The following is a 26,497-nucleotide window of genomic DNA, read 5'->3' as shown; positions in this document are numbered from 1 at the left end:
TAATGAAAAATATTAAATACGCATACCTTTTACTGGCCTTCGGCCTCATGCTATTAGGAACCGTGCCCGCTAAAGCACAATGTGCCATGTGTAGTGCAACTGTAGAGACAAGCTCAAACGATGGCAGTAAAAAGGCAAACGGCCTTAACAACGGAATATTCTTTTTACTTGCCGCTCCTTACCTGGCTGTTGCCGCTGTTGGAGTGGTGTGGTATAAAAAGTATCGCCGCAAAAATGTTGAACTAAATATGCGCAACCAAAAGCTTAATCTTAATTAAGTTATTGCGCCTCATCATACATGATCAAAGCCCAAACGTTACAATTTTTAAAAGAACTGGTTGACAATAACGATCGTACCTGGTTTCAGGAAAATAAGGAACGGTATGAAGATGCCCGCCAAAATGTTATAGAGTTTGCGGCAGCGGTTATTCCAAATCTTCATAAAATTGACCCTACAGTAAGCGCCGACCTCGACCCAAAGAAATGTGTTATGCGCATTTACCGCGATATACGGTTCAGTAAGAATAAGGCACCTTACAAAAATAACTTCGGCATCAGCTTACCAACCAATAGTACCAAGTTGGGTGGGGTAGAGTACTACATGCATATACAACCGGGCAACTCATTTATAGCCGGTGGATACTGGATGCCCGAGGCCAACCATCTAAAAGCGATACGGCAGGAGATTGACTATTGTGCCGATGATCTGAAAAAGATAATAGACGATAAAGACTTTGTAAAGCTGTTTGGCAATTTCCGCAGTCAGGATCAGCTTAAAACCGCCCCGCGCGATTATGATGCTGATAATGAAAATATCGATCTGCTGAAATTAAAGAGCTTTATTGTATCGCACAAATTTACAGATAAGGAACTGATGTCAGCAAAATCGCCTGATGCCGTGGCTAACATCTGCAAAAGCATTTATCCCCTGAATGTTTTCCTTACAAACGCTATTGCTTAACATTTAAACCCTAATATCAATGAAGATTAAGTATTTCTTATTTGCTGTAATATTGATATCTGCCCTGCAATCGTGCGTGGTGATGTCGCCCAAAAAACATAAGGCTTTACTTGCTGAGCGTGATTCGTTGCTAACCCGCGCTACCACGCTTGATGAAGAAGTGGCCAAGTTAAAAGACGATACAGCAAGCCTTAACAGGCAACTAAGATCGCTTAATACCAACTATAAATCATTAAACAATAATTACAACGCCAGCTCAAACAAGGTAAGCCAGCTATCTGCCGATTTGCAGAAACGTGAAGCGCGACTTAAAGAAGTTGAAGAGATATTACGCAAGCGCGATGAAGCTACAAGCGCGCTGAAAGACAAATTGCAAAAGGCATTATTAGGCTTCCAGCAAAGCGGCCTTTCGGTTGATATTAGGAACGGTAAGGTGTATGTATCCTTAACAGATAAGCTTTTGTTCCCTTCGGGCAGTATTGTGATAGATGAAAAAGGTAAACAGGCGCTTAATCAACTGGCAGCGGTATTGAATAAGGAAGCCGATATCAACCTTTCTGTAGAAGGGCATACCGATAACAAGAAGGTGAAAAACCTGGGCCAGATAAAAGATAACTGGGACCTGAGCGTGCTGCGTGCAACATCGGTATCACGTTATTTAACCGAGGTAGAAAAGATAGCTCCTGAGCGGGTTACCGCAACAGGTAAAGGTGAGTTCCAGCCGATTGACACTGCTGATACCCCTGAAGCGCTTTCGAAAAATCGACGTATTGAAATAGTGCTCACACCCAAATTAGATGAGCTTTATAACCTCATAAAACAGTAACACAAAATCCCCCGGTAAAAAGCCGGGGGATTTTTTTTGAGCATTTATTGTCAGCAATACATTTAAGCTTTTCTATATTAGTAGAGTTTTACATGCCCATGGTGGCTACCCCAAAAACCAATGTCCATAAACACTAAACATACTTTTGTACAAATACACCCGGCCGATAATGTGCTTGTTGCCCTTACCGATTTGGCAGCTGGTACCGTGATTGATTTTAACGGTAACTCTTTTACCTTGATAACTGATGTTGCCGCAAAGCATAAGTTTACCATATCGCCGCTTAATGTGGGCGATCAGGTATTTATGTACGGGGTGCTGGTAGGTAAGGCATCGCAAAACATCGCGACAGGTGCTGCGCTTACGGTTGATAACCTGGTACACGCAGCCGATGGTTTTGAATTAGGCAAGCGTAAAACCGAATGGACAGTGCCTGCCATTGCAGAGCAATACCGCGATAGAACCTTTATGGGTTACCACCGAGCGGATGGCTCGGTGGGTACTGCAAACTACTGGTTGGTGGTACCGCTGGTATTTTGCGAGAACCGTAATATAAACGTATTAAAAGAAGCACTATCGGCAAAGCTTGGCTTTGCAAAGCCAAAAGGTTATGAGACCGAAGTAGACAGCCTCGTGTCGTTATACCGAGAAGGTGGCTCGGTAGCTGATATTTTAAATGCTGATTTACAGCGCTCGCCAGAGATAGCCGCATCCGCAAAGTTATTCCCGAACATCGACGGGATTAAATTTATTAACCATGACATGGGTTGTGGTGGTACACGCACCGACTCTGATGCTTTATGCGGCTTATTAGCCGGATACATTACGCATCCTAATGTGGCAGGTGCTACCGTGCTGAGCCTTGGCTGCCAGCATGCCCAGGCAGGTATTTTACAGGACGAGATTACAAAACGCGACCCCAACTTTAGCAAACCGCTGGTAATGTTGGAGCAGCAAAAAATAGGTACAGAAAGCAAGTTGATGAACGAGGCGCTGAAGCAAACTTTTGCTGGTTTGATAGAAGCCAATAAGCAAACCAGGCAGCCAGCCCCGCTATCAAAACTATGCATTGGTTTGGAATGTGGTGGATCCGACGGCTTTTCCGGCATATCAGCCAACCCGGCGTTGGGTGTAGTCTCTGACATTTTGGTTAGCCTTGGCGGCAGCGTGATTTTAGCCGAGTTCCCAGAGCTTTGCGGGGTGGAACAGGAAATGAGCGATCGTTGTGTTGATGAAGCACAGGCGCAACGCTTTATGCACCTGATGCGCACTTATAACGCTCGTGCGGAAGCAGATGGGTCGGGATTTTATGCTAACCCGTCGCCGGGCAATATTCGAGATGGCTTGATTACGGACGCAATTAAGTCTGCCGGGGCAGCGAAAAAGGGCGGTACATCACCTGTTACTGCGGTGCTCGATTACCCCGAGAAGGTGACGAAGCCGGGCCTCAATTTGTTATGTACGCCTGGCAGTGATGTGGAAAGCACTACGGCCGAAGTAGGTTCAGGTGCAAACGTAGTATTATTTACCACCGGCCTGGGCACCCCAACGGGTAACCCTGTTGCGCCCGTTATTAAGGTGGCTACCAATACCGCAGTGTTTAACAAGATGCCAGATATTTTGGATATTAATTGCGGTACTATCATCGAAGGAGAGCAAACTATCGAACAATCGGCAACAGCCATGCTCGACTACGTGATTGAGGTAGCCAGCGGCTTAAGGCAGCCAAAAGCAGTGCAATTAGGTCAGGACGATTTTATACCCTGGAAACGCGGGGTTTCATTATAAAGCAAAGCAATGTTCAGCTTAAAAAATAAACATGCCGTTATTACAGGCGGCGGCAGCGGCATAGGCCGAGCTATATCGTTACTATTTGCCAAACAGGGCGCAACCATACATATCATCGAACTTAATGCCGATGCCGCACAGCAAACCGCCGACGAGGCAATCGCAGCAGGCGGGCAGGCTTACGTTTACGCGGCCGATATCAGTCAGCAACAGCAAGTACTTGATGTATTTGCAAAAATTAACAGGGTAGATATCCTGGTAAACAATGCAGGTATAGCTCATGTAGGGAATCTTGAAAGAACCTCGCCCGATGATCTGGACAGGATTTACAACGTAAATGTTAAAGGCGCATATAACGCGCTGTACGCCGCTATCCCAAAAATGAAAGCTATTGGTGGTGGTGCAATTGTTAACATGGCATCAATAGCAGCATGGGTAGGTATTACCGATAGGTTTGCATACTCCATGAGCAAGGGCGCTATAATGGCCATGAGCCTGTCTGTAGCGCGCGATTACCTTGCCGACAATATCCGCTGCAATACCATATCACCTGCAAGGGTGCACACCCCCTTCGTTGACGGTTTTATTGCTAAAAACTATCCGGGCAAAGAGGAAGAAATATTTGAAAAACTATCAAAAAGCCAGCCGATAGGCCGTATGGGCAAGCCTGAAGAAGTAGCCGCACTGGCGCTATATTTATGCTCGGATCAGGCAGGCTTTATCACCGGGACAGATTACCCTATTGATGGCGGCTTTATTACTTTAAATAACTAAATACTACCATGAAACTAATAAGATACGGAGCTGCAGGCAAAGAAAAAACAGGCGTAATTATCGATGGCGTTAAGTACGATACATCTGCCTTTGGCGAAGATTATAATGAAGCATTTTTTGAAAACGACGGCTTAAACAGGTTAAGTGCATTTGTTGAGCAAAATAAAGAAAGCCTAACTCAAATTGCAGATGATGAGCGCCTCGGCAGCCCGGTTGCGCGGCCATCAAAAATAGTGTGTATCGGCCTTAATTATAAAGATCATGCCGAGGAAACCGGCGCCGCAATGCCATCCGAGCCGGTAATATTCTTTAAATCTACTACTGCACTCGTTGGCCCGTTTGATGATATCACGATCCCTAAAAATTCTGTAAAAACAGATTGGGAAGTAGAGTTGGCTATAGTAATTGGTAAAAAAGCATCATATGTTGAAGAAAGCGAAGCGATGGATTACGTTGCTGGTTATACACTGCACAACGATGTATCCGAACGTGAATTTCAACTGGAGCGCAACGGCACTTGGGATAAAGGTAAAGGCTGCGACACATTTGCACCTGTAGGCCCTTTCCTGGCTACTGCCGATGAAATTGCAGACGTACACAACCTGCGTTTATGGCTTACTGTAAATGGCGAAACTATGCAGGATGGTACCACCGCCAACCTGATCTTTAACATCCCATATCTGATATCATACACCAGCCAATTCATGACCTTATTGCCCGGAGATATAATCTCAACAGGTACGCCAGCAGGCGTAGGCTTGGGCATGAAACCGCCAGTATACTTAAAGCCGGGCGACGTGGTGGAATTGGGTATTGATGGACTGGGCGAATCAAGGCAAACCCTTGTGGCTTATGCTAAAAATTGATAGCCACCAGCACTATTGGCGCTATCATCCCGTAAAGGATGCCTGGATAACCGGCGATATGGCGGCTATCCAGGATGATTTTTTACCTGCCGACGTTTGGCCGCTTATGCAAAGGCATGGCATATCAGGCAGTGTAGCCGTGCAAGCAGATCAATCGCTTGCCGAGAATGACTTTTTACTTGACTTGGCCCGCCAGAACGATTTTATAAAGGGTGTTGTGGGTTGGATAGATTTGAAAGCCGAAAATATTGATGATCAGTTAGCCCGATACAGCATCAATCCGTTAGTGAAAGGCTTCCGCCATATTTTGCAAGGCGAGGCTGACGATCAATTTATGCTGCGGCCCGATTTTATGCGGGGAGTACGGCTATTAAGCCTATACAACTTTACGTATGACATATTGGTAGCGCCTAAGCATCTGACTTATGTGACAGAATTTGTTGCCGCTTTCCCTAACCAACGCTTTTTGGTTGACCACTTAGCCAAGCCGTACATCAAAGCTAAACAAATTGACGGCTGGAGGCAGGATATGGAAGCACTCGCGCAGTTCCCCAATGTACATTGCAAAGTATCCGGCATGGTTACTGAAGCTGATTGGGGCGACTGGAAGCCATCGGATTTTGAGCCTTATCTCGATGTAGTATTTAACGCCTTTGGTGCAAGCAGGCTAATGTATGGGTCGGACTGGCCGGTATGTAACCTTGCCGGTGGCTACGATGGTGCTGTAAGTGCTATCAAGTGGTATGTTGACAAGCTAACTAATAATGAGCAAGCACTCTTTTGGGGGCAAAATGCTATCGATTTTTATCGCTTGTAGACTTGATTAAGCCAAATGGCCACTCCCGATACATTTTGGCCTTGATGAAGTATACCGCCGTGCCCAATGCAATGGCGCTTAATCCCCCTAAAACCATATTAAACCCGGTTGATATTAAAACACCTATCCACATCAGGATAGCCATAATGATAGGTAGCGGGAACAACGGCATCTTGTAAGGGAACTCAGTTTCACTTCGCGACTTTCTTAACAAGTATAAACCGAAAGCCTGTGATATAAACTGGATCAGGATCCGCATGGCTAATATGGCACTTATCACATCCTTTAATTTAAACAGCAGGCTGAATACAAACGCTATCGCTCCCAATATCAATAATGATACGTAAGGGAAGTTTTTGGTTGGATGCAGTTTGGCAAAAATCTTAAAAAACGCACCATCCGCCGCCGCAGCGTAAGGAATGCGGCTGTAGCCCAGCGTAGCCGAAAATACCGACGAAAATGCTACAAGCAATATAAGGCAGGTTACAATTTTGGCGGCTGTGTGCCCGGCCAGTTGCTGCATAAACTCGCTGATTACAAACTCGCTGTTTTTGGCCTGCTGCCAGGGTATCACGCTTACAACGCTCACATTCATCAGCATATAAAGTATAGCAATACCTGCGATAGACAGGAACATACTGCGCGGGATGTTTTTTGACGGATTGATGATTTCTCCTCCTAGGTGGCAAACGTTGTAATATCCCAGGTAGCTGTAAATGCTTTTTACGCTGGCAAAGCCTATGGCCGCCACAAAAGCGTAGTTTACCTTGAGCCCATCGTTTACGTGTTTAATAGGCTCCATGAAATGGCCGTGTGCCAGGCCGCCACCAATTATCCATATCATGGTAAGCAATACTCCCACCCAAAGCACCACACTTATTTTGCCTATGTCTTCAATTTTGCGGTAAAGCATAATCACAATCAGGATCACCACACCACCGCTCATAATCTTCGCCTCGATGCCCGACAGCGGAAACAGGTAAGAGAAGTAGGCCGCAAAGCCGATAGCTGCCGAGGCAATTACCAGCGGAGCCTGTATCATGGTTTGCCACACAAACAAAAAGCTCATGAGGCGGCCAAAGCCATTTTTACCGTAAGTAGCTTTCAGGAAGTTGTATGAGCCGCCCGCCATGGGGAACGCAGCTCCTAACTCACTCCATATCATGGCATCAATAAAGGAGAGCAAAGCACCTGCCAGCCAGGCGTATAAAAACCATGGGCCATTCATCATATGGATAACCATGGGCAAGGTTATAAACGGGCCGATGCCCACCATATCAGTCATGTTGATGGCAGTGGCCTGAGCCAGGCCAAGGCGCCGCGACATTGAATTTTCGGCCATTAGTGTTAGTTAAAGCGCCGTCGGTAAAACGACCAGTTAGTGTTTTGCAAAAATAATGTTAATGCTTGTTGCCCGTCAATTTATCCGGTCAGCCGTTTGTAATGACTTGTTCGGGCAAAAAATGAATCCAACAAAAAAGCCACCCGGTAATGGAGTGGCTCTTGAAGTATTATGCGCCGAGGGTGCTTATGAGGTAATCTATCTGGTTATCCCAAATTAGCTTGCGCTCGTCAATGTTGTCTTCTGTGGCAAAGTCTGTAACGCTTAGGGCTACATCGTTTGTTAATTCGTCCTGCAAAATTTCCAGTTCAAAGTAGTAAGGTTCGTCGTCAATCCATTTAAAACGTACCAGTTTGTTCTCTTTGGCATTAACCAAACGGGCCTTAAAAAGCTCGCCGTCCCACTCAAAAGTATAAATTTGGTCACGATAATTTACATTATCTGCAAACCATTGCGATAAGCCATTGGCTTCCACCAAAAAAGTATAAAGTATTCTGGGAGAGGATTTTATCTCGTATTCAAGGTTAAATTTTTTTTTCTCGGACATAGGGGATAGGTGGGCTCCAATAGTAATTAGGGTATAAATGTTAACATTTTTTCTAAAGAAAACGAATTTCTACTATATTTGCAAACCTTTTTAAGGAACCATCAAAATATAACCCGGCGGGGTAGCTCAGATGGTTAGAGCGTAGGATTCATAACCCTAAGGTCGGCAGTTCGATCCTGCTCCCCGCTACTTCAAGATCAGCCTGTTACATTTAATTGTGACAGGCTTTTTTTTACTCGATAATTTGAATAGCAAGTAGTAATATATGAACCCAACAAGCATCAGCAGTTAAGTGTATACTCAGCTGATTGCTTAGCGTATAAAGAGTAGCAATAATTTATTCGCTAAATAAGCCAGCAACATTCCAAATTAAATAAAGTTCAGTTAATTTAACGATCCATATAAGCGGGCCTTTATTCAAAACAATTAAGTGCCAATAGCCGTTTATGTCAGGTCGACCGTTATTAATTAGCTAACCAATAATCTTACAAAATGGACATTTCAAAAATATTCAAGAATAACGAAGAATGGGTTCAAAAAAAACTGAATGTAGAACCAGGTTATTTCAACGAACTGGCTAAAGGGCAAGCCCCCGACATTCTTTATATTGGGTGTTCTGATAGTCGTGTATCAGCAGAGGAATTAATGGGTGTTGCCCCGGGCGACGTATTTGTGTTGCGCAACATTGCTAACATGGTACCTAATACCGATTTAAGCGTAATGTCGGTAATTAACTATGCTGTAATGCACCTTAAGGTAAACCATATTGTAGTATGCGGGCATTACTATTGTGGCGGTGTACAAGCTGCGATGAAATCGGCCGACTTGGGTATTTTAAATCCTTGGTTAAGAAATATCCGTGACGTGTATCGCACACACCAGGAAGAATTAAATGCAATTGAAGACGAAGAGCAGCGCTACAAAAGATTAGTGGAGCTTAACGTTGAAGAGCAGTGTATAAATGTGATTAAAACAGCAGAAGTGCAGAAAGCCCGTGCCGAACGTAACCTAACTATACACGGTTGGGTTTTTGATATCCACACAGGCAAATTGATTGATCTGAAAATTGATTTCATAAAATTGCTGGAGAAAATAATGCAGATCTATCACTTAGACTAATTTTGTAGTGTTACTAAGTATAAGAGTTTTTAAGCTGAATAATTAGGGTGCAAGACCTTTAGGGTCTTATGTTCTATGCTGTCAGCGCTAAATGTTATGTAAAGCCTCAAATCAAAAGATTTGAGGCTTTTTCGTTTTTTTTAACGCGAAATTCGCGAAGACATTTTACAAGAGTGGCGCTATTTCGTTAGGGGCATAAGTGTCATTTATAAGCTCTATAACAACTTCATAGGCGGTGCTTTTCTTCCAACGGGCAATGAGCCAGGCAATAAAGCTCAACGTAAAAACGTCGTTGTTCTTACCTCCGTCAAGTAACTTCATAACATCGTTTTGATACGCTTTTTCAAATGCTATATCTGGTTTTTTTAGATATTTTTCAACCAGCTTTAAGAAAATCGAAACCCGCTCTTCTGAGATTTTAAGCAAATACTTTCTGTATCGTCTTTTAAAACCATTGATCTTAGACGTGGTAGTGTCAATGTTAGAAAATTGCCCCTGAACTAAAATTTCCATCAACGCTTTTCTAATCGTCCACAACATACCCAATTTCTTCTCATACCAGGCATCGGTTCTTGCAAGTTGCGCTAACTGTTTAAGGCTTGACCGGTCATTCTTAAGCGCTAAGAACATAATCAAGCATATGTTCAAGTCTTCAATTTCCTCCGGCTTTGCCGACCGTGTTGTTGTTGATAGTGTTTGTTTTATTAGGTTGATTGCATCTGCTGCAAAACCCGTGTAAAATAAGTTAAGTGCTGATAGTAGTTTATACCGTAAAGTAAATAAACTATAATAACGAGTATCAGTTTCCATCAGCGTTTCCATTTCCTGTAATAGTGATGTGCTTTTTGCAAACTCAAGTTGACGAAAATGGAAATTTGCTAAGAAGTACAAAATAGAGATATGATAAAAGAGATAAGACTGAGCATTGCCTGGTTGATTGGCCATGAACTTTTTAGTCCTGTCCACATATCTTTCTATTAGCCCATAGTTTTGCTGAATCGCAGCGTATTCATTAGCAAGGAACAGTATCTGATAGATTGACTTATATGACAATAAATCCTTACCGGCAATTTTGTATTTGCGTATGGTTGTTAACATCAATGCAGTCAGGTTTATTACTTTTCCTTTTTGATGCACTTCATTGAGTTCTTTTCTCAAAAAAGCATAGGCCATATTGAGCTTTGCTTCTCGTTGCATAAGTGCCTGGTTTTGCAAGAAGCGATCGGTCAAAATTTCCAGATCTTCAGAGCCGGGCAAGTGTGCATATTGGAGTTTTAGGAGCAGAAGTTCATTAATAAGATTAAATTGTTCTAACTGCACGGCTAACCGTTCAGCCTTTTCCAGGCATTTATAGGCGATAGCTATAACGTCATTTTCTATTAAAAAGCGGCCAACCACCAATAGTCGCAACGCATCATATGTTTCGGAACTGCGCTCAAAGGTTTTTTGAGATAAAAATAGTAGCAAAGATTCTTGTAGCCTTTTACGAAGAGCATGATAGGCATCTTTGTTTTTTTGTGTCTTATATGTATTATTTAATCCGTTTATATCGTCAGTTTCAATAAAATTAAGTAACTCTAAATTCTTGACGTCTTTCCTCTTGTTTTTGTGTTGCAGAAATTGCTTGAACTGCTTTTTATCATTATTTGTAAGGAGCTTAGTAAGTTTTGTAAGCGTGTCCATGTAATCTGTCTTTTAAATAATTGATTAATATCATATTTTATATCGTCAGTATTTTAGAAAGTTTAGATTTTTTTGACTGTGAGTTGTGGGCACATTTGCTTCCATATTAACAAATAAATAAAACAGACATGGAATCGCTACAAAACAAAACAACAGAGAAATCATTATTTGCAACTAACGCCAGAAACCCGTTTAAACCCACCGGCGCATTTATAAGCGCCTCTTGGTTTGCTTTATTGGCCGGAACGGTTGGCTATTGCATTGGCTTGTGGAATGCAGAAATGCAACTCAACGAAAAAGGGTATTACTTTACTATTTTGCTATTCGGACTATTTGCAGTTATCTCTGTACAAAAAACAGTTAGGGATAGGGCCGAGGGCCTTGCGGTTACTGATCTTTATTATGGATTAAGCTGGTTTGCCACAATTGCTTCTATGGTTTTACTTACCATAGGGCTTTGGAATGCAGACCTTGCCCGTAGTGAAAAGGGATTTTATACAATGGCTTTTTGCTTAAGCATGTTTTCTGCTATTGCAGTACAAAAAAATACCCGCGACTCGAAATTATTTCAGGACAAAGAACTGTAACGTAGCGGTTACCACTCCTGCAGCGTCTTTTAATCAAAGCCTGCAGGGGTTAATTAAGACAAGTGCCACTACATAAATCAATTGCAATCCTGTTGCAATTGATTTACTTTTTATTTTGCATTTTAATTAAAAAAATACATTTTTGCAGCATAGTGAAAAAAGCAGCATTAAATAAACCGGTGGGCACAACAAGCGTTTTTATAGCGCTGTTGCTAGCATTGGTTTTTGTTTTTATCACTACTGTACAGGCTTTTCACAAGCACAGTTATACATCCTTAAAAGATGATCTTGGCGATACGGAATATGTGTATTCGGCAGAGAAGTGCAGTATATGTGATTATGTGCTGCATAAGCAAAGCCATTACGCAAACCTTGCGTATGCGCCTGTAATAAATGCGCCCCTTACAAAGGCAGTAACGTTGCTGAGCAGAAGTTACGCCGGCATATATAAATTTACACTCCAGGGCTTCACCAATAAAGGCCCACCCGTTGCCGCTTTATAAGCGACAGGGATAATGTTTTTTAAGGCTTTTAGCCTTATGTTTAGGTTGCAGTTTCGCTGCATGCTTTCTTATCCTTCCCGCTGTTGGCCCGCGCTGTTTTGCCGGGCAAACCATTCCAATTTTGTTTTTTGTTTGATATGCCCGCTTTGGGTATGGTAATTATTTGTTTTGGTCAACAAGGTATTTCAACCGGTTGGCGGCATTATTTGGCTATTTAAAAATGCTGCCGCCGCCTGCGTTTTCTTCGTTTTTGGAATAGGGCTTTTTATTCCGCAGCAATTATTGGGTCAGCAAACTAACCTAAAGGGCAGGGTTATTCATGCAGATGGGCAACCCCTGTTTGGTGCCATTATTAAGGTTGAAGGTGCCACTCAACATTGGGTAACCGACTCGGCCGGATCCTTCAGTTTAAAGGTAACGGGTATTCACCATCGCTTAACAATTTCGCACGTTGGTTATAAAACAGCTTCGAAACATATAGATGCCGGTGCGGGGTTCATTGAAATAAAATTGCAGCCGCTGAATACACAACTGGCTGAGGTAGTGGTTAAGGACAGTCATGCAGATGATCGCCGCGCATCCGAATCGATGAACGTTGAGATAGTTGATAAGGACTTTATAAGGCGTAACCTGGGTGGCAGCCTGATGGCTACGCTTTCGCGCTTGCCGGGCATTAAAACCATTGGTATAGGTTCGGGCCAGTCAAAACCGCTTATTCGTGGGCTCGGGTTTAACCGGGTAGTAGTTGCCGATAAAGGAATAAAACACGAGGGGCAGCAGTGGGGCGCAGATCATGGCCTGGAACTGGATCAGTTTGCCGCGCAGGAAGTGGAGATTTTAAAAGGTGCGGCTTCTTTTATGTACGGTGCAGATGCTATTGCCGGCGTTGTTGACGTTAAACCCACCCTGCCGCCTAAAGCCAATTCGGTTGGTGGTTCAATAGACCTGATTGGCAAAACCAATAATAACCTTTACGGTACTTCGGTAAATTTGTACGGGCGCAACAAAAACTGGTTTTTCGACTCTCGTATTTCCTATCAAAATTACGGCGACTATGCCGTGCCTGCAGATACCGTATTTGTTTATGATTACGCTGTAAAGCTGCACAATAAAAGGCTGCGCAATACCGCCGGACATGAAACAGGGTTGCATTTAGATGCTGGCTTTATCGGCTCCAAATTTCGCTCCGTATTTTATGTATCTAATGTGTTCTCTAAAAGCGGCTTTTTTGCCAACGCACATGGGTTGGAGCCAAGGCGCGTAGATACTCTGTTACATGATCGATCGTCAAGGGATATCCAGTTTCCTTACCAGCAGGTAAACCACTTTAAACTAATCAACAGGAGCCAGTACCAGGCAGGCCGGCACCTTTTGCAGGCAGATTTAGGTTATCAGCACAACTTCAGGCAGGAGTATAGCCAGTATGTTAACCATGGTTACATGCCGGCCAACTACCCCGATACCATGCGGATACCCCAAACGTTGGAACGGCAATTTGACAAGCATGTTTATTCGATAAATCTGCGCGATAAAATCTTGCTGGGCAGCCACGAACTGAATTTAGGGGTCAGCGCAGAGCATCAAAACAACAACATAAGCGGTTGGAGCTTCCTTGTACCGGCATTTAAGCAAGCTGCCGCAGGCGCGTACTTGTATGATAAGATCAGGCTGAATGATACCTGGCTTTTACATGGTGCAATAAGATATGACTACTCGCGGATAAATATCTCTGGCTATTCCGATTGGTTCCTGTCTGAAGGGACGCGTTTGTCGCGGGCAAATAGTATGAGCCGCACATTCAATAGCCTGGTATGGTCGGCAGGTGCCAATTACACGCCCGGCGGGGTCTTGAGTATAAAAGCTAATATTGGAAAAAGCTTCCGGGTGCCTATCGCCAAAGAGCTGGCTGCCAATGGTGTAAACTATCACTATTTTAGTTACGAACGCGGTAACCCATCTCTTAATGCCGAGCAATCTTACCAAGCAGATGTAAGCCTGAACCTAAATGCAGGCAAATGGCTTGTGGTGCTTAGTCCGTTTTATAATTACTTTCCCAATTACATCTATTTAAACCCAACATCGGCACACGACTATTTTTACGGCGCCGGTAATCAGGTATTTGAATACCAGCAAAGCCGCGTTATGCGCTACGGCGGGGAGTTACAAATACGCTATCAGCTAACGCCTGCTATCAGCGCCGAGGCTTTGGCCGAGTACCTTTTATCAAGGCAGTTATCGGGCGCTAAAGAAGGATACACGCTTCCATTTTCGCCGCCGCCGTCAGTCCTATTCAACCTCACCTATCAAACGCAAGGAGAAGGGAGGTCGGCGAAACCATACTTTTCGGTTGACTATCGCATCACCGCTGCACAAAATAACATTGTTCCGCCCGAGCGTAAAACACCCGGAAGCCAACTGTGGAATATACAAGCCGGTACGCAGCTTAAGTGGTTTAACCGCCCACTTAACCTAAGCCTGCAAGTGCAAAACGTTTTTAACACCCGCTACCTTAACCATACCAGTTTTTACCGCCTCATTGAACTACCCGAGGCCGGGCGGAATATCATTTTATCACTAAAAGTTCCATTTGGCGACAGTCGCCTTTAACAATAGCAACACACATTAATCACCTTTTAATACATTAAATGAAAACAACAAAACAATTACTTAGCGTGCTGCTTATCGGCACAGCACTTTTAGGCGCATGTAAAAAAGACAAAGATGCCGCCACCCCTGCACCCACAATAACTGGCCTGGAGGTAGGTGCCGGTAACAACAAAACCGCACATCCGGGTAACGATTTGCATGTTGAAGCGCAAATTTCTGCACCGGGTAACATCCGCAATGTTGTATTGAGCATTCAACCTGAAAATGGGAGTGGCTGGCAGGTTAACACCACTTATACAGAGAACCTGGCAGGTCTAAAAAATGCAGAATTTCATGAGCATATTGATGTTCCGGGTGATGCGGCACAGGGCAAGTACCACGGCCACCTTACCGTGACCGACGAGAACGGCCAAAAAACAGAAACCGAATTTGACCTGAATGTTACCGCCGATCCTACACTACCATCTGCAACAGGTTTTGAAGTTGGCCTTAACGCTGCAGGTAATGATTTACACGCCGAGGCAAGTATTACCGCCCCCAACAAAATTGCCAGCATTACTATTGAGGTACATGGCGCAGGCTGGGAAAAGGAGGTAGTTTACACTGATGCTGCCATGGTTGGACAAACCACCTACAACCTGCACAAACATGTTGATGTAACCGCAGCGCCAAAAGGGCATTACCATGTACACCTAAAAGTTATTGACCAGGCCGGTAAGCAGAACGAGTTTGAAGAGCATTTCGACAAGCCGTGATAGCCAACGCCTGATCATATTTTAAACGGGCCCGGTAATAGCCGGGCCCTTAATTGCAAAAAATCATGAAACAACTATTTTATTTAACAACCAGCCTGTTCCTGATTATTATTTTGGCTGGCGGGTGCAGCAAAAGCAACGATGCGCAGGTAGATACCGAATACCCGGTTATTGATTTGAGCGCTGCAAGCGCTTTTCCGCAGCAGTGCGGAATAGTGAAACGTGGAGAAAGTTTTACGTTCAGGGCAAGGCTTTCGGATAATTTTGAACTGGGCTCGGTAAGTGTAGATGTGCATCATAATTTTGATCATCATACGCATAGTACTGAAGTTTCGGCCTGCCAGATGGAGGCTATTAAAACAGCCGTTAAACCGTTTCTGCTTATCAGAACATTCCCGATAGCGGCCGGGCTTAAGCAATATGAAATTGCTGAACAAATAACGGTACCTGCGGATGTCGACCCCGGCGATTATCATTTCCTGATACGGCTTACCGATAAGGAAGGGTGGCAAACCGTTAAAGGCATCAGTATTAAAATTCAATGAGTAATCAAGAGCACCTGTTAAACGGGTGCTTTTTTGATTGTTTAGTGTAGCACAATCAGAGTTACTACCGTATTTATCTCAAATAGTATCACAGCTTATGAGAAAAATTTACGCAGTTATTTTAATGGTGGTTGCTGTTACATCTGCTTGCAAAAAAGAAAATGCAGGGAATGAAATAATTGTTGATCCACCCGTAATTAGAATTATATCGAAAGATACAATTACAACAGGGGCGTTTTGGGGCTTGGCAATAGGCCAAACTGCTACCAACATCTACGCTACATTGCAAGCCATGCAACCGGAAAAGAAAATGTCCGAAATTGGCATTGTAGGCAACGTTTTCGACCAATTGGAGCGTGTAGAAAATAGGTTGCCGCTCTACAAATCTATTCTGCTTGATCATGCTGTGGGCTCATCCGCAGGTATTCAAATTTATTTTACCAATGATAAAGTAAGTTCTATTTATACCAATAACGGGGCAAAGCTTAACAGATGGCCTGGTAACACAGGAAACGAAGCGTCCATCACAACGGGCGAAGCTATTAGCGGTGTATATGCAAAACTGTATAACATCAGGAAAAACCCCGGCTTTACTGCATTATTCGAGCGTGTGTCGATGTTTAGTAAGGACATTGTGAAACCTTATGATGATTTAATGGCGCAATCGCCGGAGTGGTATTTTGTTTCGCCGGGTGAGGGTAAGCGTTACACACAGGTACAAATGAAATTCACCGCAGGTAAACTTACGGCCATATATGTAACTGTATTTGAGTAAGCGTAAAAGCATTATCTTTGTGTTTTGAATTATGAAACACGACGAAGTAGTAGCTGCCCTTAAAGTAATTGCCGAAAAGGGTAGAGCCATAAATATAAGCAAAGAGGATTTGCAAAAACTGAAAGCCTACACGCTGATAGATATTGCCAAAGGCGAAGAAAATCAGCGGTCGCCGGTTTGTACGCTTACAAAAAAAGGCAGGGTTATGTTGAAGGCAAATACCAAAGACAAGCCCGTTCAGGACGAACAGGATAGCGAATAAAAGTAAAGGCTCCCGGATACCGGGAGCCTTTACTTTACAACTGCTTTATTTTTATACTGCGTAAAAACACTTCGTTGTTATGATCTTGTATGGCCAGATGCCCTTTTGTAAACTTCCCAAAATCACGATAGGCTTTCATGGGCGTACCCGCAATTAGTTTTGGCCAGCCGGCATCTTTAAGATCAGCCTTCGCGCTTTCAACGCCATTGAGCCAGTAGGTAATTTTACCACCCTGTTGCACAATGCGCGATGTATTCCATTGGCCAAATGGGTTTGGCTTGGCGTCTTTGCTGCGTGCTATCACGTTATACATAGCCCCTGCCCAATGTGTCGAATCTTTTTTGTGACGTTCTTCGGCATTGGCATCATCCAATAATTGCAGCTCGGGCGCAGTAACAAATGTAGCATCGTATTTAGGGTCTTCCTGTACATCAACAAACACACCGCTGTTGCCGCCTTTGGCTATCTTCCATTCAAACTTCAGGTCGAAGTTTTCATAAATTTTATCGCTAACCAAGTCGCCGTGCTTGTCGTTAACCTTTAAAGGGTCGGCCCACAATGCGCCGTCTTTCACACTCCAGGCCGTTTTTTGGTTTCCCTGGTTAAAAATATGCCAGTTTTGCATGTCTTTGCCATTGAAGAGAAGTTGCCAGCCGTCGGCTTTTTCTTCATCAGTTAAGGTGTTAGGCAAATCTGCGGGCTTAGTACAGGCAGCAAGTAAAACTATACTTGCTGCAGCCATTTTTATAAAGAGCGGCTTTAATTTTTTTTGAAGCATAAAGGGTTTTGTAGTTGGTGTAGCCAAGCTAAAGTTAATAAGCGGTTATTACAAAAAATAGCCAATTTAATATGTGGCCGAGTAAACGTATTTTTGCGAGCTGTAGTGGGGTTATCCTAACAATTATTTGGCTGCCGGCACGTTACATGTTGCAATTGCTTCGATGAAGAAAATACATCTTTTACTGCTCAAATCTTTCATAAGGCCATTTATAGTAACGCTTGTTATTGTAATGTTTGTGCTATTGATGTTGTTCCTGTTCAAATACATTGATGATTTGATAGGCAAGGGCTTTGCTTGGTACATTATACTGGAGCTGATGATGTACAACTCGGCTACTAACCTGGCAATGGCGTTGCCTTTATCGGTACTCTTGTCATCTATCATGACTTACGGCAGCCTTGGCGAAAACTACGAGCTGGTTGCCATTAAATCTGCAGGCATATCCCTGCGCAGGGCCATGTACCCTATGATGGTGGTGGTGGTGATACTGAGTTTTGCTGCTTTCCTGTTTTCTGATTATATGTTGCCGGTGGCAAACCTTAAATATTACTCTTTACTGTATGATGCCCGTAAGCAGAAGTCGGCCGATTTACTGCCCGAGAATGTTTTTACAAACCGCTTTCCGGGGTACACCATAAAAGTGCAGCGGAAAGACCCGGACGGGCAAACCCTTTACGGCATCATGATTTATAAGAAGGAGCCGAGAGAAGCGAACCAGTCGGTAACGTTTGCAAAATCGGGCTTGATGTACCGCTCAAAAGACGATCTCTTCTTGATACTTAAACTAAAAGATGGCGTTACCTACGTTGAACAAAAAGGCGAAAATAATTTTAACGAACGGGAACGACTGATACGTTATCGCTTTGGTGAAACCGAGCAGCGATTGGATTTAAGCGACTTTAAAATGACCCGTACCGACCAGAACGAGTTCAGGAGTGCATCGGCAATGATGAACCTGAAACAGTTAAGACGCTATATCGATTCGGCAGGGAAACAGGTTGATAGCAACCTGAGCGTAAATTACCAATTACTTACGCCTAACATTAAATACTTCACCATTCCAAAATCTTCAAAAACAGCTAAGGCGCTGCCTGTAGACAGCCTGTATAAGATTAAAAACAAAAGTGAACAGCTTAGCGCGCTAAGTAATGCCAGCAGTGAGATACGCCAGGTGCAGGATTTTTTGCGTTTCAGGGTAAACAATTACCAGGATACCTCAAAAAGTATCCGCCGTTACACGCTGGAGTTTCAGCGAAAGTTTACACTTGGCGCAGCATGCATTGTTTTGTTCCTGATAGGGGCGCCTCTTGGTGCCATTATTCGTAAAGGGGGGCTGGGCTTGCCGGTAGTTTTCTCGGTAGCGTTTTTCCTGGTTTACCACATTGTGGGCACGATAGGCGAAAAATCGGCCAAGGAGGGAGACCTGTCTCCGTTTATCGGTGCCTGGATAGCTATCATTGCACTGTTCCCGGTAGGGGTGTTTTTAACCTACAAAGCCGCAACGGATTCGGCTTTGTTTGATATGGACATGTATAAGCGTTTCTTCCGCAAGATCTTCCCGCACAAAGGGGCCAAGGCGTAAGCACAGTTTTACAAATGGTTTACGCTAATCATCTTATTAACCCTTAACTTTGTTAGTATGCCGGGACGCTTAAACCTTTTGCCGGCTTTAAAAGATACATCATGTTAAATACTATACCCGAGGCCATTGAGGCCATTAAAGCAGGTAAAACAATTATAGTAGTTGATGACGAGGATCGTGAAAACGAAGGCGACTTTTTAACCGCCGCCCGTAATGCTACACCCGAAACAATAAACTTCATGGTAAAATACGGCCGTGGGTTGGTATGTGCTCCTATAACGCTGGAGCGTGCAAAACAGCTGGAGCTTGGGCCGATGGTAAGCCGTAATACCACATCGCACGAAACCAATTTTACTGTATCTATAGATTTGCTTGGTAGCGGTTGCACCACCGGTATCTCGGCGTCCGACAGGTCAAAAACTACCCTGGCACTTATCAACCCATTAACAAGGCCCGAAGATTTGGGCAGGCCTGGCCACATATTCCCGCTTATTGCTAAAGATGGCGGCGTGCTTAGGCGCACCGGGCATACCGAGGCAGCTGTCGACCTGTCTGTTTTGGCAGGGTTTGAGCCTGCTGGTGTGATTTGTGAAATTATGCGCGAAGACGGCGAGATGGCGCGCTTGCCCGAGTTGCTGGAGATGGCCAGGCACTTTGATATGCCTATCGTATCAATCAAAGATCTGATCGCTTATCGCCTGGGTGCCGAATCATTAGTCAAAAAAGAGGTATCGGTAAAGATGCCTACCCAATGGGGCGATTTTGATATGGTTGCCTACACGCAGCTCGATACCGGCGAAAACCACCTTGCTTTAATAAAAGGCGAATGGGAGCCCGGCGAACCTGTGTTGGTGCGCGTGCATAGCTCATGCGTTACCGGCGATATATTTGGCTCATGCCGTTGCGATTGCGGTCCGCAGTTGCACAAGGCAATGGAGATAATCAGCAATGAAGGCAAAGGCGTTATTGTTTACATGAACCAGGAAGGCCGTGGTATTGGGCTTGTTAATAAGCTTAAGGCATACCACTTGCAAGAAAACGGTATGGACACTGTAGATGCAAACCTTGCCCTCGGTTTTAAAATGGACCAGCGTGATTATGGTATTGGTGCGCAGATATTACGCAGCCTTGGCATATCAAAGATGCGCTTGCTATCCAACAACCCTAAAAAGCGCGCAGGCTTAATAGGTTATGGCCTGGAGGTGGTTGAGAATGTGCCTATTGAGATTGAATCGAATCCGCATAACGAAGCTTACCTTCGTACCAAACGCGATAAAATGGATCATGCCATTATGCGTGAACATTAATAAAGAGTTTTAAAGATTTGAGATCGTCGGCGTATCGACGGCAGTATTTAATTATAAAAAGGGGTTGCCAAATATTTGGCAACCCCTTTTTAATTTACTAATCATCCTTATCGTTGTCGTCTTCGTCCGGCGATGGTTTCGTTGGCGCCGGGGATACCGGTATTGTGGTGGTTGATGGTACCGGCGATGGCGTTACCGGTGCCCTTGTTCGCCTGCTTTGCCTGAATATATTGCGTATAAACTCGCCAAAGGTGTCAAAATCGCGCTGATAAACCAAACCCACACCGTTTACATATTGTACACCCAGCTGATCGTTTATGGTATTAAGCGTGGTGCTGTTTAGCGCCCTGTAGGAGTAACGAGCCCGCAGGTTACCGTCTTTACGTATCAGGTACTGCATCTCAAAATCCTTGGTTAGCGAGTTGAAGTTGGAGTTAAACAAGTTGCTGCGATTGTTGAAAAGGTCGCTGGTACCGCTGGTAGAGTATAAACTTCCGGTTATTGAAAGCCTGTCATTGAAAAACCTGAACCCTAAACTGGCATCGTTTAATGAGCGAATGTTTACGTCGACGTTTTTAATGTTCGACTGTGAGATTACACTATTCAATTTATTGAAGGCAAACTCGCTTACCGCCTCGCCGGCTGTGCCCAAAACCTGGTTGGTTAAGTTACTGCCCTGCCCGGATGCAAAGTTACGCCGCACGATAATACTTAATGCCTGTTGGCTTCTGTTGGCATTATCGGCAAGGTATGTGCTCAAGTCATCTACGATAGATGGGTCTACCGGGAAGTTGAAGTTAAAATCAATATTAGGCTGGATGAGCGATTTGGTAATCAACAACTCGGCCTGTACCAGCACCTGTTTGTTACCGTATGGCGATTGCAAACCCGCGGCGGCATACAGCGGCGCAATATTGGTACGCACCTCATAAATGGCTTTCAGGTTAATCTCAGCGTTTGATGGATTGCCCGTCCATCGGATGGTACCCCCCTGGTTTACCGTGAAGTTTTTACTAATGAAGTCCTTAGCCGTAAATTCAAACTTACCGGATGTGATTAGGAAGTCGCCGAACATTTCGAAGTCACCAAGGCTGTTGATATTTAATTTCAGGTTACGGGCCTGCCCGGTTCCTTCTAACACACCATAGTCGGTACTTATGCGCACGGTTGTGGTTTCGCCAATGGTAAGGTCAAAATTAAGGGTGATACCGTTAAAGGCATTTACCTTTTGCACCACTTTTCGGGTAGTATCATTATGGTCGACAAAGCGGATAAAGTCATAATCCGTTGCTGTAGAGGAGGTATTCAGTGGAATGTTGAAGATGGTACCTGCCTCGGTTGTGGCCGTAATATCTATCTTCATATTATCTATCGGCCCTTTAAATCCAAAAGTTCCTGTACCGTAGGCAACCCCGTAATACAGGTGATTGTCTTTAAAATTAGTGTTTAAGGCCTGCAAATTTCTGGCTCGTAAAGTAAGGTCGAGCGTTGGGTTAGAGATTTTGTTCAGGTCAACCGTGCCGTTAACTTCGCCTGCACCGTTGCGGTAGTCCTTAACAACCATCTTATCAATGCTGATAATACTATTTTTTACACTAACCTTATCATTAATAGTGTAGGCGGTTTTAAGGTAAATTACAGTAAGCCCAGTATTGTTGAAACTGATATCGCCGTTTAACTGGGGCGACGAAGGCGAGCCGGTAAGTTTAAGATCCGCAGATACGGTACCTTTGATGTTACTTACCAACGTTTTGATGAAGGGCTCAAAAATAATGGCTTCGGTTTTATCCATCTTAACGTTAAAGTCAAGATTGTCCTCGGTGTCTTTGCCAAGGCTGTAAATGCCGTCGATATCAAGCGTTTTTAAACCTTGATGGGTAATGCCAACATTTACGTCGGCCAGACGGCGCTCGTTATCCAATTTAGATTTTATTTTAACATCGCCCACCAAAGTCTTATTCAGCGTAAGCGAGTCAATACCCAAGTTGGCATCAACCCCCGGCGATTTCATAATGCCCGAAAGCTCCACCTTGCCGTTAAGCGATCCGCGTAAAAATACCCCTGCAGATTTAGTAAGCTGGTTTAACGTAGCCATGCTAAACTTCTCAAAGTCCACAGTTAGCTTATCGGCGTTATTGTCAGATATAAAACCGTCTATCCTTACTTTTTGCTGCCCGTGCGACATTTCAAAATCCTGTACCTGGGTTTTACCGTCCAAAAGGCGTATGCGTACCTGGTCCTCAATTTTCCAGTTTTCGCGCTCCAGGATAATGTCCGATGGTAAAATCATCAGCTTGGCAGTAGTGTCCCTGCCAAACTTAACCAGCCCGTACAAATCCAACTGGTTGGTTGCATCCTTGTCAGATAGTTTGATGTTAAAGTCCAGGCTGTCTCTTTTTAGGAAGTTGGTAACGTTTATGTTTTTTATAAAGAGACTGTCGGTTAAATCAACCCTGCTTAACGACACGTTGAGGCCCAGGAAATCGTCTGTAGTGCTTTCATCGATAATGAAATCATGCAGAACTATCTTACCAAATTTTATGGTTTTTATGTAACCATTTAGTGTTGCCGTTTTATTATTGGAGTTAAACTTGCCCAAAAATGTACCCTGCTCGGGTATCTGCAGGTTGGGCATAAACATGGCCGTGACCGGCGAAAGGTCTTTTAGTGTTAGCGTGAAATCAAAGTTTTGCGGCTTATGCGGCCTGATGGTTGTTTTTAAAGATGGGATATACTTCTTAGCAATGGTTTTATAATAATCGGGTAGCGTGGCCAGGTCATAACTGCCCTTTATGCTTCCATCTGCAAAATCCGACTGAAGAGATATGACACGTCCTTCGCCTTTACCTTTAGCCGTAACAGCAACAGAATCTATCACGTAACGCTTATTAGGGTCGGTAAGTGAAATTTTAGTTAGCAGTATGGTGCCATCCAGGTTTTCGAGGCTATTGCCCGAGAAATTTGTATTTAATTCAGTATTAAAGGTGATTGTGTCCTTCAGGATTTTCAATCTGTTTAAGCGGGCGTTATTAACAGTACCGCTCACGGCATACACCGGTAGCGTTGGGTTTAGGTTTACGCTACCAACCAAATTTAATTTAACGTTTTTGTCATTTACATTTAATTTGCCGGTGATCTTTTTGTTGGCAACAGTTCCGCTTGTCACCAGGTTAGTATAGTTATAACCTTTGAGCGTGATGTAGGCAATGCGTGCGTCTCCTCGGGCGTTTAGTGTGTTTAAATCATCGCCACGGCCTGTAACATTTGCCGTAAGTGTAGTGCGGCCAATTGAGTTGTTATCCAGCAAGCCACCCAAATCAAAGTTTGATGTACTTACTTTGCCGCTATAGCTGGGTACGCCTGCCTTGTTTATTTTAAGGTTAATGTCCGGGTCAAACCGGCCAAGTTTGGTTTTGAATGTACCGAAGGCAACAAAATCGTTTTGCACACCGGTAAACCTGCCGGTAAAATCAATATTGCCAAATTTTGCTACAATGGCAGGCACCTTCCTGTTATTTACGCCTGTAAAGTGGCTGTACAGGTAATCAAGGTCTTTTTTGTTGGTGGCAATCTGGTCAACTTTCAGCTGCAAAAAGGTGTTCTCCCAGTCGGGGAGGCCGGTAAGGTGGAAGTCGCCTTTTATATAGGTTGATTGCGCAGCGGTAACTGTCAGCCTGGTTGCACGTATGTTATTTACAAGGCCGCGTATGCGCCCGTCCACACCCAACTCAAAATTAATTTTTCCTAACGATGGTGTGAAGTATGCAATATCTTTTGACGATAAATGGGACGATTTAAAGTCGCCATCCATGGTAACCTTGTTTTCAAAATCGCTGAAATCATCAAATGATTTAAACTTCATTTTAAAGAAGTTGCGCAGGTTTGAGCTTGGGGTAAGGATATGCAAGTTTTGCAGCAGCACCAGGTTGGTATCTATCGTGGCATTGGCATTAAAGTTTTTTACCCAAAAACCGCTTTTTTCTCTTAACGTTAGTGCAGATACCCTCGCCTTAAACAAATGGTTGCGGATATCCATATTGCGAACTATGGTAGTAAAATTACGTACATCCAAATCATCAAAATTAACACCGCTAACCGGCTTGTTACGCAGGTTGTTTTTATAGCGAAAGTGAAAATTGTTGATCGTTATCTTATCGAAATTGAGTGTCCATGGTTTCGATTTGGTCGATGCAGTATCTTTCCCGTTAAAGTAGTCGATCACAAACTGCAGGTTGGTGGTGCTGTCTTTAAGCTTTTTAAGATAAACTGATCCGTTGTCCAGTTGTATCGACTCGAAATTAATTTTGCGTTGCTTAAGACTATTGAATATAGAGAACTGACTCAGCGAAACGCCCAGCTTTGGGGTGCTCAATAAAGTGTCCTGCTGCTTGTCGAGAATGTAAAAGCCCTCCAGCACCACCTCAGAAAAAGGCCGCACATACAAGCTGTTAACACCAACGGTAGTGTTAAGCTCTTTTGACAGATATGCGGTTGCTTTTTTAGCTGCCCAGGTTTGTACCGGTTTGTATTGAAAAAGCATTAATATGATGCTTATCAGTATCAAAATTATCAGTACAACGCTTAACGCTATTTTGAGTAGTTTTTTAATAACTTTGCGATTAATTAAAAATTCAAAAGTAAAAATTCAAAACAGCATTAAGTGTTTTACTTTTTGAATTTATTTATCAATTATTTATCCAAGGCTTTGGCGTTACGCCTTATACTTTGGGCTTTTGATTTAAAACAGTGCCTATAATATTAGCTATCGAATCTTCATGTGATGAAACCTCGGCATCGGTTTGTGCCGATGGTGCGATATTGAGCAATGTTATTGCTAACCAAACCATTCACGAAGCTTATGGCGGCGTTGTGCCCGAACTGGCTTCGAGGGTGCATCAGCAAAATATTGTCCCGGCTGTACAGCAAGCACTATTGAACGCAAAAGTAAGCAAAAATGATATCGATGCGGTTGCTTTTACCCGCGGCCCGGGCCTTTTAGGGTCATTATTGGTAGGCGTATCATTTGCAAAGGCTTTTGCCCTTGCCCGTAAGCTGCCATTGATAGAAGTTAACCACATGCAAGCCCATATTCTGGCTCACTTTATTGCCGATGTAAAGCCACAGTTTCCGTTTCTGTGCCTTACGGTATCGGGCGGGCACACGCAAATAGTTTTGGTGAAAGACTATTTTGATATGGAGGTAATAGGGCAAACACTTGATGACGCAGCCGGCGAGGCGATGGATAAAACCAGCAAGATACTTGGCCTGCCTTATCCGGGTGGTCCATTAATTGACAAGAACGCCCGCAATGGTAACCCGGATGCGTATAAGTTTCCGGAGCCGCAGATCCCGGGGTTTGATTTTAGCTTTAGCGGCTTAAAAACCTCCATACTATATTTCATCCGTGATAATGTTGCCAAAAACCCTGAATTTATTGAACAGAACATGGCAGACATCTGCGCTTCTGTCGAAAAACGGATTGCTACTATCTTACTGAATAAACTGAAAGCTGCCGCTACGCAGTATGGCATTAAAGATATTGCTCTTGCAGGTGGGGTATCTGCAAATACCGGGCTGCGCGAGGGCTTAACGGCATTGGGTAAGCAGCAGGGTTGGAACGTTTTTATCCCCAAATTTGAGTACTGTACCGATAATGCTGCAATGATTGCCATTGCCGGTTACCATAAATTTTTAAAAAATGATTTTGTTGACCAATCTGTAGCCCCATTGGCGAGGATGCCAATGTAGTAGGCATTGCCGGGCAGTCAACATAACAATCAAATTAGTTATAAATAATGAGTTTTCCTTCACTGATTTTCTGGGCAGTATTTGCCATTCCGCTTATTGGTTTTATGGTTTGGATATTACGCCAGGATAAGCGCAAGGGTGTAACCGGCCTTATTGTGCTTGCTATAGTGCTTATTGTAGGGATAACCTATATGTACTTAAAAACAGGTGGCAAATAGACGCTTGTCCATCTGACTATTTGTTACTATGCCTATGTGATATCTAAGTATCACAGCGTTTACATTAACCTCATGAGATGACGGGTAAATTCGGCACGACTGAA

The 26,497-nt window shown here is 43.8% G+C and carries 24 protein-coding genes and 1 tRNA gene; 20 read left to right on the top strand and 5 right to left on the bottom strand.

Annotated features, from left to right (window positions below):
• Positions 1-2: 2 nt before the first annotated feature.
• The 7 genes from FPZ43_RS15385 to FPZ43_RS15355 all read left to right on the top strand — a co-directional run bounded on the left by FPZ43_RS15385 (position 3) and on the right by FPZ43_RS15355 (position 6,032).
• Positions 3-278, top strand: coding sequence for a hypothetical protein (locus FPZ43_RS15385; RefSeq protein ID WP_146382812.1), 276 nt, complete (start codon positions 3-5; stop codon positions 276-278).
• 20 nt (positions 279-298) lie between these two features.
• Complete coding sequence (locus FPZ43_RS15380) at positions 299-961, top strand: DUF2461 domain-containing protein (protein ID WP_146382811.1); 663 nt, start codon at positions 299-301, stop codon at positions 959-961.
• A gap of 19 nt (positions 962-980) precedes the next feature.
• A complete protein-coding gene (locus FPZ43_RS15375) occupies positions 981-1,787 on the top strand; it encodes an OmpA family protein (protein ID WP_146382810.1) in 807 nt (268 codons plus the stop codon).
• A 120-nt stretch (positions 1,788-1,907) separates the two neighbouring features.
• Positions 1,908-3,575: a UxaA family hydrolase gene (locus tag FPZ43_RS15370; RefSeq protein ID WP_146382809.1), complete on the top strand. Its 1,668-nt coding sequence runs from the start codon at positions 1,908-1,910 to the stop codon at positions 3,573-3,575.
• Between the two features lie 9 nt (positions 3,576-3,584).
• Positions 3,585-4,349, top strand: a complete 765-nt coding sequence (locus tag FPZ43_RS15365; protein WP_146382808.1) for an SDR family NAD(P)-dependent oxidoreductase — start codon at positions 3,585-3,587, stop codon at positions 4,347-4,349.
• Between the two features lie 8 nt (positions 4,350-4,357).
• On the top strand, positions 4,358-5,215 hold the full coding sequence (locus tag FPZ43_RS15360; protein WP_146382807.1) for a fumarylacetoacetate hydrolase family protein: 858 nt from the start codon (positions 4,358-4,360) through the stop codon (positions 5,213-5,215).
• On the top strand, positions 5,202-6,032 hold the full coding sequence (locus tag FPZ43_RS15355) for an amidohydrolase family protein (protein ID WP_146382806.1): 831 nt from the start codon (positions 5,202-5,204) through the stop codon (positions 6,030-6,032). The genes FPZ43_RS15360 and FPZ43_RS15355 overlap by 14 nt, the downstream gene beginning before the upstream one ends.
• Here FPZ43_RS15355 and FPZ43_RS15350 read toward each other — a convergent pair.
• On the bottom strand, positions 6,010-7,374 hold the full coding sequence (locus FPZ43_RS15350) for an APC family permease (protein ID WP_146382805.1): 1,365 nt from the start codon (positions 7,372-7,374) through the stop codon (positions 6,010-6,012). The genes FPZ43_RS15355 and FPZ43_RS15350 overlap by 23 nt on opposite strands.
• Before the next feature lie 169 nt (positions 7,375-7,543).
• A complete protein-coding gene (locus FPZ43_RS15345) occupies positions 7,544-7,921 on the bottom strand; it encodes an START-like domain-containing protein (RefSeq protein ID WP_146382804.1) in 378 nt (125 codons plus the stop codon).
• Positions 7,922-8,036: 115 nt separating this feature from the next.
• Between FPZ43_RS15345 and FPZ43_RS15340 the strand changes: the two genes are divergently transcribed.
• Both FPZ43_RS15340 and FPZ43_RS15335 read left to right on the top strand, forming a co-directional pair.
• Positions 8,037-8,110 (top strand) — tRNA-Met (locus tag FPZ43_RS15340).
• A gap of 303 nt (positions 8,111-8,413) precedes the next feature.
• Positions 8,414-9,040, top strand: a complete 627-nt coding sequence (locus tag FPZ43_RS15335; RefSeq protein ID WP_146382803.1) for a carbonic anhydrase — start codon at positions 8,414-8,416, stop codon at positions 9,038-9,040.
• A 165-nt stretch (positions 9,041-9,205) separates the two neighbouring features.
• Here FPZ43_RS15335 and FPZ43_RS15330 read toward each other — a convergent pair whose 3' ends face one another.
• Positions 9,206-10,723, bottom strand: a complete 1,518-nt coding sequence (locus FPZ43_RS15330) for a hypothetical protein (RefSeq protein ID WP_146382802.1) — start codon at positions 10,721-10,723, stop codon at positions 9,206-9,208.
• Positions 10,724-10,851: 128 nt separating this feature from the next.
• Between FPZ43_RS15330 and yiaA the strand changes: the two genes are divergently transcribed.
• From yiaA to FPZ43_RS15295, 7 genes are all read left to right on the top strand, one after another.
• Positions 10,852-11,310, top strand: a complete 459-nt coding sequence (gene yiaA / locus FPZ43_RS15325) for an inner membrane protein YiaA (protein ID WP_146382801.1) — start codon at positions 10,852-10,854, stop codon at positions 11,308-11,310.
• 152 nt (positions 11,311-11,462) lie between these two features.
• Positions 11,463-11,813, top strand: coding sequence for a hypothetical protein (locus tag FPZ43_RS15320; protein WP_146382800.1), 351 nt, complete (start codon positions 11,463-11,465; stop codon positions 11,811-11,813).
• 168 nt (positions 11,814-11,981) lie between these two features.
• Positions 11,982-14,420, top strand: coding sequence for a TonB-dependent receptor (locus tag FPZ43_RS15315; RefSeq protein ID WP_261381097.1), 2,439 nt, complete (start codon positions 11,982-11,984; stop codon positions 14,418-14,420).
• Positions 14,421-14,458: 38 nt separating this feature from the next.
• Positions 14,459-15,175 carry a DUF4625 domain-containing protein gene (locus tag FPZ43_RS15310; protein ID WP_146382799.1) on the top strand — a complete coding sequence of 239 codons (717 nt, stop codon included), beginning with the start codon at positions 14,459-14,461 and terminating at the stop codon, positions 15,173-15,175.
• A 65-nt stretch (positions 15,176-15,240) separates the two neighbouring features.
• Complete coding sequence (locus tag FPZ43_RS15305) at positions 15,241-15,720, top strand: DUF4625 domain-containing protein (protein WP_146382798.1); 480 nt, start codon at positions 15,241-15,243, stop codon at positions 15,718-15,720.
• 97 nt (positions 15,721-15,817) lie between these two features.
• Complete coding sequence (locus FPZ43_RS15300; protein ID WP_146382797.1) at positions 15,818-16,495, top strand: hypothetical protein; 678 nt, start codon at positions 15,818-15,820, stop codon at positions 16,493-16,495.
• A 31-nt stretch (positions 16,496-16,526) separates the two neighbouring features.
• Complete coding sequence (locus FPZ43_RS15295; RefSeq protein WP_146382796.1) at positions 16,527-16,757, top strand: hypothetical protein; 231 nt, start codon at positions 16,527-16,529, stop codon at positions 16,755-16,757.
• Positions 16,758-16,791: 34 nt separating this feature from the next.
• Here FPZ43_RS15295 and FPZ43_RS15290 read toward each other — a convergent pair whose 3' ends face one another.
• Positions 16,792-17,499: a 3-keto-disaccharide hydrolase gene (locus FPZ43_RS15290; RefSeq protein ID WP_186461860.1), complete on the bottom strand. Its 708-nt coding sequence runs from the start codon at positions 17,497-17,499 to the stop codon at positions 16,792-16,794.
• A 199-nt stretch (positions 17,500-17,698) separates the two neighbouring features.
• On the opposite strand from FPZ43_RS15290, the gene FPZ43_RS15285 reads away from it, so the two are divergent.
• Both FPZ43_RS15285 and FPZ43_RS15280 read left to right on the top strand, forming a co-directional pair.
• The gene (locus tag FPZ43_RS15285; RefSeq protein ID WP_146382794.1) at positions 17,699-19,120 is read left to right on the top strand and encodes an LptF/LptG family permease; all 1,422 of its coding nucleotides are present in this window, start codon (positions 17,699-17,701) and stop codon (positions 19,118-19,120) included.
• Between the two features lie 101 nt (positions 19,121-19,221).
• Positions 19,222-20,427, top strand: coding sequence for a bifunctional 3,4-dihydroxy-2-butanone-4-phosphate synthase/GTP cyclohydrolase II (locus tag FPZ43_RS15280; RefSeq protein ID WP_146382793.1), 1,206 nt, complete (start codon positions 19,222-19,224; stop codon positions 20,425-20,427).
• 97 nt (positions 20,428-20,524) lie between these two features.
• Here the strand turns inward: FPZ43_RS15280 and FPZ43_RS15275 are convergent, their stop codons facing one another.
• Entirely contained in the window at positions 20,525-24,967 is a 4,443-nt protein-coding gene (locus FPZ43_RS15275; RefSeq protein WP_146382792.1) for a translocation/assembly module TamB domain-containing protein, read from the bottom strand.
• A gap of 206 nt (positions 24,968-25,173) precedes the next feature.
• On the opposite strand from FPZ43_RS15275, the gene tsaD reads away from it, so the two are divergent.
• Both tsaD and FPZ43_RS19340 read left to right on the top strand, forming a co-directional pair.
• The gene (gene tsaD / locus FPZ43_RS15270; protein WP_146382791.1) at positions 25,174-26,175 is read left to right on the top strand and encodes a tRNA (adenosine(37)-N6)-threonylcarbamoyltransferase complex transferase subunit TsaD; all 1,002 of its coding nucleotides are present in this window, start codon (positions 25,174-25,176) and stop codon (positions 26,173-26,175) included.
• Between the two features lie 47 nt (positions 26,176-26,222).
• The gene (locus tag FPZ43_RS19340) at positions 26,223-26,393 is read left to right on the top strand and encodes a hypothetical protein (protein ID WP_186461859.1); all 171 of its coding nucleotides are present in this window, start codon (positions 26,223-26,225) and stop codon (positions 26,391-26,393) included.
• Positions 26,394-26,497 lie beyond the last annotated feature (104 nt).

This window comes from Mucilaginibacter pallidiroseus (assembly GCF_007846085.1).
Classification (GTDB): domain Bacteria; phylum Bacteroidota; class Bacteroidia; order Sphingobacteriales; family Sphingobacteriaceae; genus Mucilaginibacter; species Mucilaginibacter pallidiroseus.
Note: the sequence above shows the minus strand (reverse complement) of the source record. Positions and strands in the feature narration are given on the sequence as shown.

Coding starts and splice junctions, on each gene's coding strand:
- FPZ43_RS15385 (WP_146382812.1), top strand. CDS start 3: ATGAAAAATATTAAATACGCATACCTTTTACTGGCCTTCGGCCTCATG.
- FPZ43_RS15380 (WP_146382811.1), top strand. CDS start 299: ATGATCAAAGCCCAAACGTTACAATTTTTAAAAGAACTGGTTGACAAT.
- FPZ43_RS15375 (WP_146382810.1), top strand. CDS start 981: ATGAAGATTAAGTATTTCTTATTTGCTGTAATATTGATATCTGCCCTG.
- FPZ43_RS15370 (WP_146382809.1), top strand. CDS start 1,908: ATGTCCATAAACACTAAACATACTTTTGTACAAATACACCCGGCCGAT.
- FPZ43_RS15365 (WP_146382808.1), top strand. CDS start 3,585: ATGTTCAGCTTAAAAAATAAACATGCCGTTATTACAGGCGGCGGCAGC.
- FPZ43_RS15360 (WP_146382807.1), top strand. CDS start 4,358: ATGAAACTAATAAGATACGGAGCTGCAGGCAAAGAAAAAACAGGCGTA.
- FPZ43_RS15355 (WP_146382806.1), top strand. CDS start 5,202: ATGCTAAAAATTGATAGCCACCAGCACTATTGGCGCTATCATCCCGTA.
- FPZ43_RS15350 (WP_146382805.1), bottom strand. CDS start 7,374: ATGGCCGAAAATTCAATGTCGCGGCGCCTTGGCCTGGCTCAGGCCACT.
- FPZ43_RS15345 (WP_146382804.1), bottom strand. CDS start 7,921: ATGTCCGAGAAAAAAAAATTTAACCTTGAATACGAGATAAAATCCTCT.
- FPZ43_RS15335 (WP_146382803.1), top strand. CDS start 8,414: ATGGACATTTCAAAAATATTCAAGAATAACGAAGAATGGGTTCAAAAA.
- FPZ43_RS15330 (WP_146382802.1), bottom strand. CDS start 10,723: ATGGACACGCTTACAAAACTTACTAAGCTCCTTACAAATAATGATAAA.
- yiaA (WP_146382801.1), top strand. CDS start 10,852: ATGGAATCGCTACAAAACAAAACAACAGAGAAATCATTATTTGCAACT.
- FPZ43_RS15310 (WP_146382799.1), top strand. CDS start 14,459: ATGAAAACAACAAAACAATTACTTAGCGTGCTGCTTATCGGCACAGCA.
- FPZ43_RS15305 (WP_146382798.1), top strand. CDS start 15,241: ATGAAACAACTATTTTATTTAACAACCAGCCTGTTCCTGATTATTATT.
- FPZ43_RS15300 (WP_146382797.1), top strand. CDS start 15,818: ATGAGAAAAATTTACGCAGTTATTTTAATGGTGGTTGCTGTTACATCT.
- FPZ43_RS15295 (WP_146382796.1), top strand. CDS start 16,527: ATGAAACACGACGAAGTAGTAGCTGCCCTTAAAGTAATTGCCGAAAAG.
- FPZ43_RS15290 (WP_186461860.1), bottom strand. CDS start 17,499: ATGGCTGCAGCAAGTATAGTTTTACTTGCTGCCTGTACTAAGCCCGCA.
- FPZ43_RS15285 (WP_146382794.1), top strand. CDS start 17,699: ATGAAGAAAATACATCTTTTACTGCTCAAATCTTTCATAAGGCCATTT.
- FPZ43_RS15280 (WP_146382793.1), top strand. CDS start 19,222: ATGTTAAATACTATACCCGAGGCCATTGAGGCCATTAAAGCAGGTAAA.
- FPZ43_RS15275 (WP_146382792.1), bottom strand. CDS start 24,967: ATGCTTTTTCAATACAAACCGGTACAAACCTGGGCAGCTAAAAAAGCA.
- FPZ43_RS19340 (WP_186461859.1), top strand. CDS start 26,223: ATGAGTTTTCCTTCACTGATTTTCTGGGCAGTATTTGCCATTCCGCTT.